Source organism: Nonomuraea terrae (assembly GCF_044465245.1).
Classification (GTDB): domain Bacteria; phylum Actinomycetota; class Actinomycetes; order Streptosporangiales; family Streptosporangiaceae; genus Nonomuraea; species Nonomuraea terrae.
Genome location: NZ_JBITLL010000005.1, coordinates 993,190 through 1,008,862 on the forward strand (window position 1 = coordinate 993,190; position 15,673 = coordinate 1,008,862).

The 15,673-nt window shown below is 69.3% G+C and carries 12 protein-coding genes and 1 pseudogene; 5 read left to right on the forward strand and 8 right to left on the reverse strand.

Annotated features, from left to right (window positions below; translation table 11 throughout):
* Nucleotides 1–267: 267 nt before the first annotated feature.
* Nucleotides 268–2,334: a type IIA DNA topoisomerase subunit B gene (locus tag ACIBP6_RS28355; RefSeq protein WP_397056928.1), complete on the reverse strand. Its 2,067-nt coding sequence runs from the start codon at nt 2,332–2,334 to the stop codon at nt 268–270.
* A 260-nt stretch (nt 2,335–2,594) separates the two neighbouring features.
* Between ACIBP6_RS28355 and ACIBP6_RS28360 the strand changes: the two genes are divergently transcribed.
* Nucleotides 2,595–2,825: a DUF7455 domain-containing protein gene (locus tag ACIBP6_RS28360; RefSeq protein WP_132620101.1), complete on the forward strand. Its 231-nt coding sequence runs from the start codon at nt 2,595–2,597 to the stop codon at nt 2,823–2,825.
* Between the two features lie 532 nt (nt 2,826–3,357).
* Here ACIBP6_RS28360 and ACIBP6_RS28365 read toward each other — a convergent pair.
* From ACIBP6_RS28365 to ACIBP6_RS28375, 3 genes are all read right to left on the reverse strand, one after another.
* Complete coding sequence (locus ACIBP6_RS28365; protein ID WP_397056930.1) at nt 3,358–3,606, reverse strand: hypothetical protein; 249 nt, start codon at nt 3,604–3,606, stop codon at nt 3,358–3,360.
* A 180-nt stretch (nt 3,607–3,786) separates the two neighbouring features.
* A complete protein-coding gene (locus tag ACIBP6_RS28370; protein WP_397056932.1) occupies nt 3,787–4,332 on the reverse strand; it encodes a hypothetical protein in 546 nt (181 codons plus the stop codon).
* A 516-nt stretch (nt 4,333–4,848) separates the two neighbouring features.
* Nucleotides 4,849–5,562, reverse strand: a complete 714-nt coding sequence (locus ACIBP6_RS28375) for a GNAT family N-acetyltransferase (protein ID WP_397056934.1) — start codon at nt 5,560–5,562, stop codon at nt 4,849–4,851.
* Between the two features lie 430 nt (nt 5,563–5,992).
* Between ACIBP6_RS28375 and ACIBP6_RS28380 the strand changes: the two are divergent.
* A pseudogene (locus tag ACIBP6_RS28380) lies at nt 5,993–6,741 on the forward strand (IS5 family transposase).
* Between the two features lie 6 nt (nt 6,742–6,747).
* Here ACIBP6_RS28380 and ACIBP6_RS28385 read toward each other — a convergent pair.
* The gene (locus ACIBP6_RS28385; protein ID WP_397056935.1) at nt 6,748–7,509 is read right to left on the reverse strand and encodes a hypothetical protein; all 762 of its coding nucleotides are present in this window, start codon (nt 7,507–7,509) and stop codon (nt 6,748–6,750) included.
* Nucleotides 7,510–7,953: 444 nt separating this feature from the next.
* Here ACIBP6_RS28385 and ACIBP6_RS28390 point away from each other — a divergent pair, with 444 nt between their 5' ends.
* A complete protein-coding gene (locus tag ACIBP6_RS28390; RefSeq protein ID WP_397056936.1) occupies nt 7,954–8,688 on the forward strand; it encodes a YaaA family protein in 735 nt (244 codons plus the stop codon).
* A 137-nt stretch (nt 8,689–8,825) separates the two neighbouring features.
* Here the strand turns inward: ACIBP6_RS28390 and ACIBP6_RS28395 are convergent, their stop codons facing one another.
* The 3 genes from ACIBP6_RS28395 to ACIBP6_RS28405 form a co-directional block, all read right to left on the reverse strand.
* A complete protein-coding gene (locus ACIBP6_RS28395) occupies nt 8,826–10,475 on the reverse strand; it encodes an RNA polymerase sigma factor (protein WP_397057090.1) in 1,650 nt (549 codons plus the stop codon).
* A gap of 242 nt (nt 10,476–10,717) precedes the next feature.
* Nucleotides 10,718–12,811 carry a SpoIIE family protein phosphatase gene (locus ACIBP6_RS28400; RefSeq protein WP_397056937.1) on the reverse strand — a complete coding sequence of 698 codons (2,094 nt, stop codon included), beginning with the start codon at nt 12,809–12,811 and terminating at the stop codon, nt 10,718–10,720.
* A gap of 244 nt (nt 12,812–13,055) precedes the next feature.
* The gene (locus ACIBP6_RS28405) at nt 13,056–13,625 is read right to left on the reverse strand and encodes an HhH-GPD-type base excision DNA repair protein (protein WP_397056938.1); all 570 of its coding nucleotides are present in this window, start codon (nt 13,623–13,625) and stop codon (nt 13,056–13,058) included.
* A gap of 154 nt (nt 13,626–13,779) precedes the next feature.
* Here ACIBP6_RS28405 and ACIBP6_RS28410 point away from each other — a divergent pair, with 154 nt between their 5' ends.
* Nucleotides 13,780–14,004 carry a hypothetical protein gene (locus tag ACIBP6_RS28410; RefSeq protein ID WP_132618774.1) on the forward strand — a complete coding sequence of 75 codons (225 nt, stop codon included), beginning with the start codon at nt 13,780–13,782 and terminating at the stop codon, nt 14,002–14,004.
* A 176-nt stretch (nt 14,005–14,180) separates the two neighbouring features.
* Nucleotides 14,181–15,671, forward strand: coding sequence for a hypothetical protein (locus ACIBP6_RS28415; protein ID WP_397057091.1), 1,491 nt, complete (start codon nt 14,181–14,183; stop codon nt 15,669–15,671).
* The last annotated feature ends 2 nt before the right edge of the window (nt 15,672–15,673 follow it).

The window sequence follows — 15,673 nt, forward strand, 5'->3', positions numbered from 1 at the left end:
GCCCTCGAGGCGCCCACCGTCACATGGCCGCGCCATGAGACATGTGCCATGAAACGTGCACTCACGTATGCGATGCGCCGATGCGCAACCCGCGACGTGTCGCCCGCTCGGCCCGCTACGCGCCGATCACGCAACCAGTGGCATCCCGCCCGCTCCACCCGCTACGCGCCAACCACCCAACCAGTGGCATACCGCCCGCTACGCGCCGATCACGCGACCAGTGGCGTGCCTCCCGCGCAGCCCGCTATGCGCCAATCACGCAGATCGTCAGGCGTCGATGGCGTCGCGGTCGACCTCGGCCGCGCTGTTGACGATGAACTCTCGTCGAGGCGCCACCTCGCTGCCCATCAGCAGGCTGAAGATCTGCTCGGCGCCTTCGGCGTCCTCGATGCGCACCCGTCGCAGGATGCGGTGGCGCGGGTCCATCGTCGTCTCGGCCAGCTGGTCGGCGTCCATCTCGCCCAGGCCCTTGTAACGCTGCACCGGGTCCTTCCAGCGCTTGCCCCGCCGCTCCAGGTCGCGCAGCACCTTCTGCAGCTCGGCGTCGGAGTAGCAGTAGATGTACTTCTCCTTCCCCCGGCCCGGGTTGGTCAGCTCGATCCGGTGCAGCGGCGGCACGGCGGCGAACACCCGCCCGGCCTCCACCATGGGTCGCATGTAGCGGTGGAAGAGGGTCAGCAGCAGGCAGCGGATGTGAGCGCCGTCGACGTCGGCGTCGGCCATGAGGATGACCTTGCCGTATCGGGCCGCCTCGATGTCGAACGAGCGCCCCGAACCGGCCCCCACCACCTGGATGATGGCCGCGCACTCGGCGTTCTTGAGCATGTCGCTCACGGACGCCTTCTGGACGTTGAGGATCTTGCCGCGGATCGGCAGCAGCGCCTGGAACTCCGAGTCGCGCGCCAGCTTGGCCGTGCCGAGGGCCGAGTCACCCTCGACGATGAACAACTCACTGCGGTCGACGTCGTCGCTACGGCAGTCGACCAGCTTCGCCGGGAGCGCGGAGTTTTCCAGGGCGCTCTTGCGCCGCTGGTTGTCGCGGTGTTCGCGGGCCGCGATGCGGGCCTTGGCGGCGGCGACGATCTTCTCCAGCACGGACCGCAGCGGCTGCTTGTAGCCGCGCGGCGGGTTGGTGAAGATCTCCTTGAGCTCGCGGGAGACCACGTGGGAGACGATGCGGGTGGCCGCGGACGTGCCGAGCACTTCCTTGGTCTGGCCCTCGAACTGCGGCTCCGGCACCCTCACCGTCACGACCCCGGTCAGGCCCTCGGAGATGTCGTCCTTGGTGACGGGGTCGTCGCCGTTCTTCAGCAGGCGGGTCTCGCGCAGCACCTCGTTGATGGTGCGCACCAGGCCGCGCTCGAAACCGGTGAGGTGGGTGCCGCCCTTGGGGGTGGCGATGACGTTGACGAACGACCGCACGGTCGACTCGTAACCCTTGCCCCAGCGGATCGCCACGTCGACGCTCAGCTCGCGCTGCACCTCGGTGGAGGTCATGTGGCCCTGGTCGTCGAGGACCGGCACGGTCTCGTGGAAGTGGCCGACGCCCTGCAGGCGCAGCACCTCGCACAGCGGCTCGTCGCGGGCCAGGAACTCGGTGAACTCGGAGATGCCGCCCTCGAAGCGGAACACCTCTTCGGTGCGCTCCTCGTGCCGGCTGTCGTAGACCACCAGGGTCAGGCCGGGCACCAGGAACGCGGTCTGCCGCAGGCGCACGTGGATCTCGTCGAGGGAGACCTCGGCGTCAGGGAGGAAGATCTGTTTGTCGGCCCAGAAGCGGACGCGGGTGCCGGTGAGGTTGCCGGGGAGCTCGGCGCCGAGCCGCAGGCCCGACTTCTTCTTGAACTTGGCCGTCGGCTCCTCGCCGTCGAACACGCCGGCCACGCCGCGCCGGAAGCTGATCTCGTGAACGCGCCCGTCACGGTCGACCTGGACGTCGAGCCGCGAGGACAGGGCGTTGACCACGGAGGCGCCCACGCCGTGGAGACCGCCGGAGGCGCCGTAGGAGCCGCCGCCGAACTTCCCGCCGGCGTGCAGCTTGGTGTAGACGAGCTCGACGCCGGCCAGGCCGGTCTTGGGCTCGACGTCGACCGGGATGCCCCGGCCGTTGTCGCGGACCTCGATGGAGCCGTCGGCGTGGAGCTCGACCTCGATGCGGTCGCAGTAGCCCGCCAGCGCCTCGTCGACGCCGTTGTCCACGATCTCCCAGAGGCAATGCATGAGCCCGCGGCTGTCGGTGGACCCGATGTACATCCCCGGGCGCTTGCGGACGGCCTCGAGCCCCTCAAGCACCGAGAGGTGACGAGCCGTGTAACCCGCCTCCACTAGCGTCACTCCAGCTCCCCTGGTGTCAAGCATCGAACACGTCATCGAACACGTGTGCGTAGCTTACCGTTCTTCCCGTACGCGCGCGTACAAGCTTGCCATGGGCGCCCGTTTGCCGTTACCAACCGGCTGATCATCATTACTTTCGGACACATTCTGCTCTGGGCGTAGAGAGGGGGAGGTTGGGAACGTCCACGTCCGGTTAGATGTTGTCTCAAGTGACTGACGCCAGATCCTCGCTTCGGCGGGGGTGACCCGAAAGGCGATACGTGACTGGAGCTCTCGCCCCCGTTAAGCCGCTGACGGCCCTCGACCGCTGCGACCGCTGCGGCGCCCAGGCCTACATTCGCGCGACCCTGCCTGTGGGTGGGGAGTTGCTGTTCTGCGCCCATCACGGGCGTCAGCACATCGCGGCGCTGCGCGAAAAGGGTGCCGACATCCTGGACGAGTCGGCTCGACTCAGCGAAACCCGATCACCCGCCCCCAACGACGAGCGCTGACCTCAGCGCTGGCCGTGTGAGATAACCACATATCGCGTGACCAAGACGGCGACCCCGGCCACCGGGGCCGCCGTTTTGCGTTCCCAGTGTTTCCTCTGCCTCTACCGGTGACACATCTCACAACAGCGGTCGTACATCCCCAGCCCGATCCGCCGCCACCCATGTGGCCGCCGGCCACCTCCACCGCCCGCCCGCGGGCCAGGCACGGCCCAGACTCGGGAGCGAGGCCCCGCCCCATGGCGCCTCAGGGGACGCCAGGGCGCCAGCGCCCTCTCCCCCACCCCGTACCCCGCCCCCCAGCGGCTGTTCTCCCGCCCCGAACGACCCCACCGACCTCCCGGGGCTGCTCTCCGCTGCCCCGCACGACTGCGCGCTGGCCGCCGAAGGGCCTTTCTGAACCCGTCCGGGTTTGACGGACAGCTACCTACTTGGTTTCTGCTGTCGTGACGGGGTTGTAGTTGTGACGGTAGGAGATGGCTTCGAACTCCGCTGGCGACCGGTAGTCGCAGGCGGTGTGAAGCCGGTGATGGTTTTACCAGTCGAGGTATTCCAGCATCGCCAGCTCCAGGACGTCGAGGCGTGAGCATGACCCGTGAGGCCGGATCAGCTCGGCCTTGAACAGGCCATTGAACTCGGCCAGCGCATTGTCATAGGAATAGCCGCGGCGCGCCACCCGGATGATCACCCCGTGCGATTCCCCGGGCTGCTGGATCTCCTCCGGACCGCGCGCTGCTTCAGCTCCGACGGGTATCGACGCTGGAAGGGATGCGATGAAGATCACCGGCCATGGGCTCCATCCTTTCCAACCGCAGCCTCCATCAATGCCGGACGGGTTCACTCCGCTTACCGGAGGATCTCCTGGCTGCCCGAAGCAGCCTCACCGAAGGGCAGGGATGACCCGCCAGAGCAACATCCGGCGACACAGGGAGCCGGGCCCGGCGCCTGCCGGCCCACCGTGCACTCAACTGCCGCCCGGCGCCGGCCGAGGCCGCCGTGCACCCGACTGCCCCGCGCCGGCCGAAGCCGTCGGCATGCGCCCGCCGCGGCAACGCGTGCGCGGGGCGTAATGACCGTTGCGGTATTCGCCGGTGTGCGTTCGCCGCAGTGGCGGCGACGAGATCGTGTTGGTCGCAGTCGTGGCGGCACTACCGCGTTGGCCCCTGTCCCCGTAGGAATACCGCGCCAGTCCCGGACCCGCAGGATCACCCATGCAGACCTCGGCGTACCCGACGAGCAGGCCGTCGTGGCCCGCGTCGTGCCAGCGCGGGGACGCCGGGCGCAGGGGGATGCCGCGGTGCTCGCACGCGGCCAGCACCTCCGCCTCCGACGGGCCGTCCCCGGGCAGCAGGAGGAGAGCGCGCAGGCCCGCCGCCACGCCGGGCAGCCGCGCGCCGGGCAGCGCGTCGCGCAGGCGGCCGCGCTGCAGGTCGCGGCGGCATCGGTAGCGCAGGCGGGCGGCACGGATGTGCCGGTCGTAGTCGTGCGTCTCGATCAGCCTGGCGAGCATCAGCTGGCCGAGCACCTCGGTGCGCGACGAGCCTCGAGCAACGTAGCCATGCAGGAGATCCCCAACGTGCCCCCTGAGGCACGGCCCGCCCGACAGCCAGTCCACGCCGCTGTCCTCGAACACCGCCTACAACGCCGAAGAGGCCGTAGAGTCCGGCGGACACTACAGGCCGACGAAGCTCGAAGCCTTCGATACAGAGCCTGAGCAGCCGCGTTACGGAAGGTGACGATCGGATGAGCGGATACGTTACCCGCGTGCCGCGTCAAAGCCCGGAGGACCAGACCCCCGGCGACGAGCCTCGGGCAAGGAAGCCATGCAGGAGATCCCCAACGTGCCCCTGCGGCACCGCCCTCGACAGCCAATGCCACACCGTCCTCCTCGAACGCCACCTACAAGACCGACGAGGCGGGGACGTTGTAGCAGCGGGTGAAATCGAAGCGCTCGCTTCGCTACAGAGCCGGCGCTGCCTCGTCACGGCGGTGACACGCCTCGTACCAGGCAGCGTGGCCGTGGAGGTCAACGGACGCGGTAGTGGTAGCGGGCGGCGAGTTGGAAGCCCTCGCTTCGGTACAACGTCTGGGCAGCCTCGTTACGGACGGTTACGACCAGGTAGGCGGATGCGGTGCCTGCGTGCCGTGTCAGAGCGCGCAGGACCGTCCGGGCCAGGCCCCGGCGACGGGCCTCGGGCAGGGTGGCCATGCAGTAGATGCCCAGCGTGTCCCCCTGTGGCACGGCCCGCCCGACAGCCAGCGCCACGCCCTCCTCCTCGAACGCCGCGTACCAGGCCGGCACGCCCGTGCAGACCCGCTCGGCGGCCTCCAGGCCGTCCCCGTATCGGCCGTCGACGGCCCACCACGTCTCCAGCCAGCCCCGCCACGGCCGGTCCTCGATCCGCACCTCTTTGTCGAGCGGGCCACCGGCCTTGGGGCCGGCCTCGGGAGGACGTGTCATGATGCACGTCGGATCGACCAGTTCGTAGCCCCGGCGCTCCAGTTCCTCGTCCAACCCGGGCGCGGCGCCGGGCCCCACTGAGAAGACGCAGCGCTCCCCACGCCCGCCGTAGAACGCCTCCGCCGCTCTGATGGCGGAGTCCAGGTCGGCGGGCGGGTTCAGCGCCAGTACGGAGTTGGCCCGCTTGGTCACGCCGCCGGCGTATCGCAGCAGCCACCCGTCGTGCGACTGCTGCTCATACGCGGGCCAGGCTTCGTGGACAAGAAGGTCGAAATTCACGCGCGCAGCCTAGCTGACCAGCCGACTCTCGACTCGCCTGCCCTCAACCCCCGCCCCCGTCCCAATCCCGCCCCTCCCCCGACCGCAACACCAGCCCGACGCAGAGACGAGCGCACCGGTGAGCAGGGCAGTCGCGACCGCCCCGGGACAAGGTGCAGCACAACCGCCCAAGATAGGTACAACACAACCGGGGCCAGGGTGCAGCGCTACGGCCCGAAGCAGGGCGCGGTGGCTTCTTCCCCAGCCCGGCGCGGCCGGGCGTGCAAGAAGGCCTGTGGGGTTACGTCCAGGGTGATGTGCGGCTTTGGGCTGGTTACGAGGCGGCAATCACGCTGAGTGGCGGGTAAGAACTCCTGCGACATGATCAAGGAAGGCTGTTGATCATGTCCGGGTTGATCAACGCGTGAGCAAGGGCCTGGAGCCGCCATGGATCGTGCCGGATGAGTCGTGGGCTCGAATCCAGCCGCTGTCGCCGGTGGCCCCTGCCGGTCCGATCGACCGGGACGTAAGCGCCTGGACGACCCCAAGGTGCTGTCGGGCAACTTGTTCGTGGCTCTACACCGGGATCGCTTGGGAGTTCCTGCCGCAGGAGTCGGGCTTCCGTTCAGGATGACCTGTTGGCACCCGTTGCGGGACTGGCATGCCGCCGGGGTGTGGCAGAAGGAACCATCTGCTGTTGACGGAATCGCACGCCACTGACCGGATGGACTGGTCCAAGGCGGTGATCGACAGCTCCACATCCGGGCGCTGAAGGGCGGTCCGAAACGGGTCCGAGCCCGGTCGACCGAGGGAAGACGGGCTCCCAGTACCACGTCATCGCCGACGGTAACGGCATCCCCCTCGCCCTGACCGGCGGCAATCGCAACGACGTCACCCCGGTCATGCCGCTGCTCCGGTCGATCCCACCGGTGCGTGGGTGGCCCCGCCGGCGACCCGAGGAGTTGTACGCCGACCAGGGATACGACCACGACAACTACCGGGGCCAAGCCGCTCATCACCCGCCGGGGTACCGAGCACGGCTCCGGCCTGGGTACACATCGGTGGGTGATCGAGCAGGCGGCCGCGCCGCTGCACGGGGTTCGGCCGCCTGCGCACCCGCCGGAGATCCGCGACGGCATCCATGAAGCGTGCGTGGATGTGACCGCCGCAATCATCTGCTGGCGAGGCCTCGTCTCCTGATGTGCCTCACTCTGCGATGGGGCCCGAGAAGACCAGATAGGGGTGTTCCACGTCCAGCCACTGGCGGTCCAGCCTCACCCCTGTGGCCAGTTCGATGGCCGTGAGGAAACCTGCCCTCCAGTCCCAGCCGTCGTCTCTCCCCGTGAAGTCTTCGTCCACGTAGTCGAGGAAGAACTCGCCCATCGCCGTCAGTTCAGGCCATGACGCCAGATTCGGGTGATTCTCAGGACGTCCCGGGAACAGTCCGTTGATTGCTACAAGGACTTCGCCGTTCACGGTGAGGGACAGGCAGTTCACGAAGTTGACGTTCCACCAGGCGCTGTAGACCCGCGCATGCGAGGCCAGCCGCCGGAGCGCTCCGCTCGGGTACCCGAGAACCTCGAACCCGTACAAGACGACCGTCGCACCGGATCGGTCCACGACCCCGCACGGGCCTGGACGGCACAAGGGGAGGTTGACCAAGTGGGGCTTCGCCACTTCGTGCAGTTCATAGCTGGTCCCTCCGCCCAGCCGTGCGCCCACCTCGGGCAAGGTGAGCGAGCCCACGCCGGGGTCGGGGACCACGACCGCCCAGCACGCCGCCACATCCAACTCTGGCTCGCCGACCAGCCGTTGACAGTGCCCGAACACCTCGTCGGTCGAAGGCCGTCCGGCGTCCACGTGATGGCCTCTCAGATCATCGGTGGGTGAATGGACGATGATCTTCGCATGATCGACGAGCTTCTCGGGCCGTCTGCGGTGGGCACCAGGGATCACGGGCACCGCCACGGAGACCGTAGATAGCAGCCAGGCGCAAGCATCAGGGAGGGCTTGGACGACCGACTCTGAACCCTGGTCGGCCCAGGGTCCGGAGACGGGGGTCATGAGGGCCGAAAAAGGAGCACGCAGCTGGGGCGGAGGCGGGGTCGTTGAAAGTCCTGTGCAGTCGGCCGCTGAGGGGCCTGTGAAGGCGGCCATCCCTGAGCCATTCCTGGGGGCTGTGAAGGCGTCCGCCACTGAGGCGCAGGAGGAGACGGCAAGCGAAGGAGGCGGCCCAGAGGGCGCCGTAGCGGTGGCGCGGCGGCTCCACCTGGTGAGCGTCTCCCTGGACAGAGCCCAGCCACGGTCGGTGGATGGCGCCCACCCGGCACCGCCGTAACAGAAGAACAAACCCGTCACCCCCGCGACGGAGCCCGGCCACGGTCGGTGGGTGGGGAGCAATAACCTGGCACGGTGTTGATTCTGCTGCCGCCGTCTGAAGGCAAGGCGTCGGAGGGCAGCGGCCCGCCCGTCGGTGACCTGTCCTTCCCCGCTCTCGGCAAGCCCCGCACCCGGGTGCTGAACGCGCTCATCCGGGCCTCCAAGCGGCGCGACGCCCTGGAGGTCCTCGGCCTCACCCCGGGGCTCAAAGGCGAGCTGGCCAAGAACGCCGCGCTCAAGACGGCCCCCACGCTCCCCGCCGCCGAGCTCTACACCGGCGTCCTCTACGACAACCTCGGCCTCGGCACGCTGGGCGCCGATGCGCGGAGCCGGGCCGAGGAGACGGTGCTGATCTTCTCGGGCCTGTGGGGCGTCGTACGGATCACCGACCGCATCCCGCCCTACCGCCTGTCGATGGACGTCAGCCTGCCCCCGCTCGGCGGGCTGGCGGCGTTCTGGCGTCCGTTGCTGGCCAAGCAGCTCGACCGCCTGCCGGGGCTGGTGGTGGACCTGCGTTCGGCCACGTACGCGGCCGCGTGGCAGCCCGGCGACCGGGCCGTCACGGTACGCGTGTTCCGCGACGGCAAGGTCGTCAGCCACATGGCCAAGGCCACGCGCGGCGAGATCGCCCGGGCCCTGCTGGAGTCGGGCGCCGACCCTGCCACCCCCGACGAGCTGGCCAAACACCTGACGGACCGCGGCTACGCCGTCGAGCTGGCCGCACCGCAGCGCCCCAACCGCCCCTGGACACTCGACGTCGCCCTGTGACGCGCGCCCTGTGACGCGCGCCCTGTGACGCGCGCCCTGTGACGCGCGCCCTGTGACGCGCGCCCTGTGACGCGCGCCCTGTGACGCGAACGAGCCCCGTGCGGAATCCCGCACGGGGCTCGTTCGCAACGGCCAGGTCAGTCCAGGTAGTCGCGCAGCACCTGGGACCGGGACGGGTGACGCAGCTTGGACATCGTCTTCGACTCGATCTGGCGGATGCGCTCACGGGTGACCCCGTAAACCTTGCCGATCTCGTCGAGGGTCTTCGGCTGACCGTCGGTGAGCCCGAAGCGCATCGAGACGACGCCCGCCTCCCGCTCCGACAACGTGTCGAGAACGGAGTGCAGCTGCTCCTGGAGCAGCGTGAAGCTGACGGCGTCGGCAGGGACGATGGCCTCGGAGTCCTCGATGAGGTCGCCGAACTCGCTGTCGCCCTCCTCACCCAGCGGGGTGTGGAGCGAGATGGGCTCGCGCCCGTACTTCTGGACCTCGACGACCTTCTCGGGCGTCATGTCCAGCTCACGGGCGAGCTCTTCCGGCGTGGGCTCGCGGCCGAGGTCCTGCAGCATCTGCCGCTGGACGCGGGCCAGCTTGTTGATCACTTCGACCATGTGGACCGGGATGCGGATGGTCCGCGCCTGGTCGGCCATGGCACGCGTGATCGCCTGCCGGATCCACCACGTGGCGTAGGTGGAGAACTTGTAGCCCTTGGTGTAGTCGAACTTCTCGACGGCCCTGATCAGGCCCAGGTTGCCTTCCTGGATCAGGTCGAGGAAGAGCATGCCGCGGCCGGTGTAGCGCTTGGCCAGCGAGACCACGAGTCGGAGGTTGGCCTCCAGCAGGTGGTTCTTCGCGCGGCGGCCGTCCTCGGCGATCCACTCCAGCTCGGCCTTGACGTCGACCGGCAGGGAGTCGGTCTCGCCGCCGCCGAGCTGCTCCTCGGCGAACAGGCCCGCCTCGATGCGCTTGGCCAGCTCGACCTCCTGCTCGGCGTTGAGCAGGGGGACCTTGCCGATCTGCTTGAGGTAGTCCTTCACCGGGTCGGCGGTGGCGCCGGCGGCGGCGACCTGCGCGACCGGGGCGTCATCGTCGTCGTCGGAGAGGATGAGGACTTCGTCCTCGGTCTTCTCGACGACCACCTGGGCGGGCTTGGCCTCGTCTTCGGAGTCGTCGTCGGAGTCGGACTCGCCGTCCGCTTCGCTGTCGTCCTCGGCCACGATGTCTTCGACGTCGAGGTCTTCGAGTTCTTCCAGCACCACGTCGCCGTCGAGCTCGAGGTCGTCGTCGTCCGAGTCGGCCTTGGAATCGGCCGCCTTCGGCTTGGTGTCGGCAGGCCCAGCGCTCTTCGGCTCGGCCTTCTTGGCGGCGGCGGGAGCCGCGGCCTTCTTGGCCGCCGGAGCGGCCTTCTTGGCAGGGGCCGCCTTCTTGGCGGCCGGCTCGGCTTCAGTGGTGCCGACGACCGCGGTCACGGTCTCGGGCTGCTGCTCTTTGGCGGCCGCCGCAGCCTTGGTCTTGACTGGCGCGGCGGTCTGACGCTTTGCTGGACCTCGAGACTTCTTCTTCGGCGCAGCCGAATCCGCGGCGGTCACCACCACGGTCACGCCCTCTTTGCTGAGGTTCCGCAAGAACGCGGCGGCGTGCGACATGGGGATGTCCGCCTCCTCGAAGGCCTGACGGACATCCTCAGACTCGAGGAAACCCTGCGAGCGCCCACGCTCGAGCAGTCGCTGAATGACGGGCTCGTTCAGCTCTTGTGGCTTCGAGCGAGTCGAACTTGCAGGCGACACGAACACCTCTCGAACGAACGCGTGGCGACAATGGACCCAGATGCCCGCTGGGGGGCTGTTGCCTCTCTCGGAGATCGGTGAGGCCGTGCGGACCGCGACGGACCTGCACAGCATTCTGGCACGACCCCGCACTCCATACGGCCACCTCCCGGCGGTTGACCTCCACCCTAGGCCGACCGAGACAGTAGTGCGTACGTAAGCGAGGCACTGATACCCGAAAGCAACCGTTATGACTGTTTCATTCAGTCACTCTTCGTGGCTGGCGGGACGTGAATTGCGAGTGCAGTAACGTCATCATCCTGTTCATATCCAGACAACATCCGGTCAACCAGGAAGTCCAGCAGCATATGCGGACTACTCACCACCTCAGGCGGCGCTTCAGTCACAACACTGCAAAGCTCTGCCAAACCGGCGTCCAATCCGCGCTTCCTGTTCTCCACGAGGCCGTCGGAGTAGAGCACGGCGGTATGGCCGGGCGGCACCACGAACCGGAACTGCCTGCGGCTGGTCGGCCAGCCTAGCGGGGTGCCGGGCTCGCCTTCGCTCAGGATCGCGGTGCCCTGCGGGGAGACCAGGACGGGCGGCGGGTGTCCCGCCAGCGCCAGCGTGCCCTCGCCCGTGACCGGCTCGACGACCATGTAGGCCAGCGTGGTGACCTGCTCCTCCTCCTCGGTGGCCTCGAAGACGCGGTCGAGCCCGGTGAGCACGGCCGCGGGCGGCGGATTGGTCAGCGCCAGCGCCCGCATGGCGTTGCGGATGCGGCCCATGCCGGCCGCTGCCTTGACGCCCTTGCCCATGACGTCGCCGACCACCGCCGCGACCCGTCCGTCCTGCAGGACGAAGGCGTCGTACCAGTCGCCGCCGACCTGGACGTGGCGGCTGCCCGAGCGGAAGCGCTGGGCCAGCACCAAGCCCTTGATCACCGGCAGGCGGTCCGGCAGCAGGCTGCGCTGCAGCGTCTCGGCGGTGCGGTGCTCACGCTCGAACAGGGTGGCCCGCTCGACCGCCAGCGCGCACTGGCCGGCCAGGGCCTCCAGGAAGACGCCGTCCTCCTGGGAGATCTTCTGCGGCCTGGTGAAGGAGAATCGGAGCGCTCCCAGGGCACGCCCGGCCGCCAGCAGCGGCAGGCCCACCCAGGCCCGCTCGTCGCCGGTGGCCAGCATCTGGGCCAGGACCTCCTCGTCGCCGCCCGCCTCCAGCAGCTGTGCCTTCAGGGATTCGGGCGACTCGGCGAACACCGGCCGGCGGCTGTTGACCGCCATGGTCATGACGTTGGACTGCGACAGCGGGATCTCGTCGCCCGTGGCGCCCGACGCCTCCATGATGCCCTCGCCGTTGATCAGCTTGAGCGCGGCGCGGTCGGTGTCGAGCAGCGCGACCGCCGAGCGGTCGGCGGCCAGGGCGGTGCGGCCCACGTCGATGATGACCTGGACGACCTGCTCGACCGTCAGGGCCTCGGCCAGCATGGCGGTGGCGCCTTGCAGCCGGGCGGTGCGCAGGGCGGCGGCGCCGAGCTGGTCGGTCAGCCGGCCGCGCATCTCCTCGGCCTCGCGCTGCGGGGTGACGTCGGTGTTGGCGCCCACCCACTCGACCACCCTGCCGTGGCGGATGATCGGCACCGCGCGCACCTCGAAGTGGCGGTAGCCGCTGGCGCGGGTGCGGACGCGGTAGTTCCACTCGAACATGGTGCGCCCGCGCAGCGCCTCGCGCCAGGCCTCCTCGGTCTGCTGGCGCTCCTCGGGGTGGACGACCTCCAGCCAGCCGTTGGCGAGGTATTCCTCCAGGCCCTGGCCGGTGATGGCGCGCCACTGGGGCGCGTCCTCGATCACGGCGCCGGTGGGCGAGGTGATCCAGACGAGCTGCGACTGCGCCTCGACGAGCGAACGGTAGCGCTCCTCGCTGCGGCGCAGCGCCTCCTCGGTCTGGCGGCTCTCGGTCACGTCCAGGCCGATCAGGGCGATGGCGTGCAGCTCGCCCGCGTCGTCGTGGACCGGCGAGAACGACAACGACCAGTGCCGCGTGTCGCCCCCTGCCGAGCGCACGCGTACGCGGCCCTCGGTGACCGGGGCGTCGCTGTCGATGACGGCCTGCACCGCGTGGCCGATGACCTGGCTGAGGTCGGCGGCCAGCGCCTCGGCGGGCGTCCTGCCGGCCAGGCGGTCGGCGGGCACGCCGACGACGTCGCTGAAGAGGTCGTTGACCCGCTGGACGCGGCCTTCGGCGTCGAAGAACGCGAACGCGAACTCGGCCTCGGACAGCAGGCCCTTGAAGAGGGCGGAGTCTGAGATGTCCACATCCGACTCCCGGGGACGGGGAACGGAGGTCTCGGCGCTCATCGTCCGCACCTCCGTCGCGTGCCAGGGTCTCCCACGCGGCACATCTCCATAACTGTGTATCGGCGTAGCGCAGCTCCGGGCGACCGGATCCTGCAGTACATCATCGGCGATGGGCACGTGCGGACGGAAGCCCCCGCCGCGGCCCTGTCGCCTCTCGGGTCTACGCATCCTGTCAAAGTCGCTCCACGTTGCGCAGCAAGATCAGGTTACAGCGCCCTGTCGCCGTCGCGGATTTCTGCCACGGCTACCGGGCCTTGGCCGCGCGCTTGGCCTCCTGTTTGGCCTCTCGCACGCGGGCCAGGCTGTCGGCGTCGACCACGTCGGCGACCGATCGGTGTGACCCCTCCTCGCCGTAGAGTCCGGCTGCCTCCTGCCAGCCTGACGGCTGGACCCCCAACTGCTTGCCCAGCAATGCCAAGAAAATCTGGGCCTTCTGCTTCCCGTATCCCGGAAGGGCCATGAGTCGTTTCAACAATTCGTGGCCGTCGTTCACGTCGGCCCAGATCAGCTCCGGGCGGCCGTCGTGGTGCTCGACGAGGTAGGCCGCGAGCTGCTGGACGCGGGCGGCCATCGACTTGGGGTAGCGGTGCACGGCCGGCTTCTCCGCGAGCAGCGCGGCGAACGCGTCGGGATCGTAGGAGGCGATCTCCGCGGCGGTGAGGTCATGACCGAGCCGCTGGGAAATGGTGTACGGCCCCGTGAACGCCCACTCCATGGGGATCTGCTGGTCGAGCAGCATGCCGACGAGGAGGGCGAGCGGGCTGCGGCCGAGGAGCTCGTCCGCCTCGCTCCGCTGGGCGAGCTGGATGCGCATGGAGACAGCTTCGCATGAATGGGCGCGCCGTGAAGTGAACACAGCCTCCGCAGGGGCTTGACACCGGCCCGAGAAAAGATGAAATGAGAGCGCAAGTCGCCCTGCAGACGTTCCTGGGGGTTTGCCCCCAGGTCTCCAGAGGAATCTCACACCTATGCTCGCTCTGGCCACACGGTTCCTGCGGGAACCGGTCAGTCACCGGCTGGCCGAAGAGTTCCTGACCGTACCCGTGGACACGATCGACCGCTGCGTCGCGGACGTGTGCGCGTGCGCGCAGCACCTCGGCATCTCGGCGACACCCGAGATCGTGGAACGCATCGCCCGTGAGCGTCTGCTGGCGATCGTCAACTCGGCGCCCCCGCCCAGGGGTCTCCGGTAACACGGTGGGCGGGCGCACGCACGCGTGCCCGCCGAAAGGTTCCTGCCCGATAACATCGGGGTCACCGGGTCGTGTTCTCCGCACCGTTCGCGCCTGGAATACGAGAGAGTGAGGGCGTGCGCCGACACCGACGAGATCCCCGGGAGAGCACCCCGCCAGACGACGTCTTCAAGGAGATGGTGCAGGCGGCCCGCGAGCTGCTGGCCGTGCGCTCCCCTCTCGACGCGGAGCTGATGGTCTCCGACATGATCGGCGCCTGGTGGGGCAGACGGGTCAGGGGCGGCGACGTCGAGCAGGTGCTCGGCGAGGGCCTGGTCGACTACGCCGCCAAGGCCGGCACGCCCGCCTCGCTCACGTTGCTGATCTGCCTGGCCTACCTCGGCACCGCCCGCCAGGGCGCCAAGGCCGAGGGCGCGGCGCTGGCGATGATGGAGTCGGGGGTCGCCAGGCCCGGCTGGGCCGACCGGGTGGGCGCGGTCAAGCCCACCGGCGGCTACGTCTCCCGCGACGCCTACGGCGACCAGGACACCGTCATCTGCACCTTCGCCTACCGGCCGAGCGCGAGCGAGCAGCCGATCGACCGCCACGCGCTGGTCATGGTGGTCGACTACAACATGAACGGCATGGCCCGCGACGCCTGGGTGTCCTCCCAGGTCGACAAGCTGCTGGAGCAGGCCAGGGCAGAGGCGGCGGGCAATCCGATGCTGCTGTTCGAGGAGATCCAGCCGGAGCAGGCCAGGGCGCTGCTGGAGTCGGCGATGAAGGCCACCATGGAGCCCAAGACCCCGCCGCCCGTGAGCGACAGCTACAGCGCCTACCACGCCTTCGCCAGGGCCCGGCTCAAGGCGCTGCCCCCGGGGCGCAAGCGGCCGGCGCCGCTGCACATCGAGGCCCCGTACAGCAGGGAGCGGCGGGCCATGCTGGCGGCGGAGTTCCTCGCCTCCGACGCGGCCGAGCACCTGTCCGACCCGTCGGCGGCCTCGCGCTGCGCCGACCACATCATCGACTACGGGTGCGAGCGCGACTTCAACCGGCCGCTGCGGGTGAGCCCGACCAAGTGCGAGACGTTCCTGCTCGACTGGCTGCCGCGCAAGGTGATGCTGAGCGTGGCCGAGCAGGAGGCGATGCCGCACGTGCTGTCGGCGTGGGTGCGCTTCGCCGCCCGCCGCACGGGGCTGCCGGAGCAGGGGCTCAAGGCGACGCTCGACGCGGTGTGGGAGGCCACCGGGAAGTTCCCCGAGGCCTACCGGGACCCGACGTCGTTCGGGATCGACCGGCCGCTGCTGGAGCGGCTGCTGCCCGACGGCGACCTGTCGGCGCTGGCCAGGCGGGCGTTCGCGTTCCCCTATCTGCAGGGCACGCACAACGGCGTCGACCTCGACCGGCTCAACCCGGCCGACGAGGCGGACCGGCGTACGTTACTCGAGATCGACCACGGCGGGCTGATCGACCAGGAGCACCTGGCCTGGCACGAGGAGATCGCCACCCGGCTGTGGGACGGCGACCCGCCGCAGCTGTGGGAGGCCGCGCAGCGCCTGCTCGACCTCGGCCACGACCGCCACGACGTGCTGCACGTGCTGATCGAGATCGCCGAGCGGATCGGCGGCGACCCCGACGAACTGGCCTCCGCACTTGACGACATCGCCGACATCCCGGACGAAATCTGAGA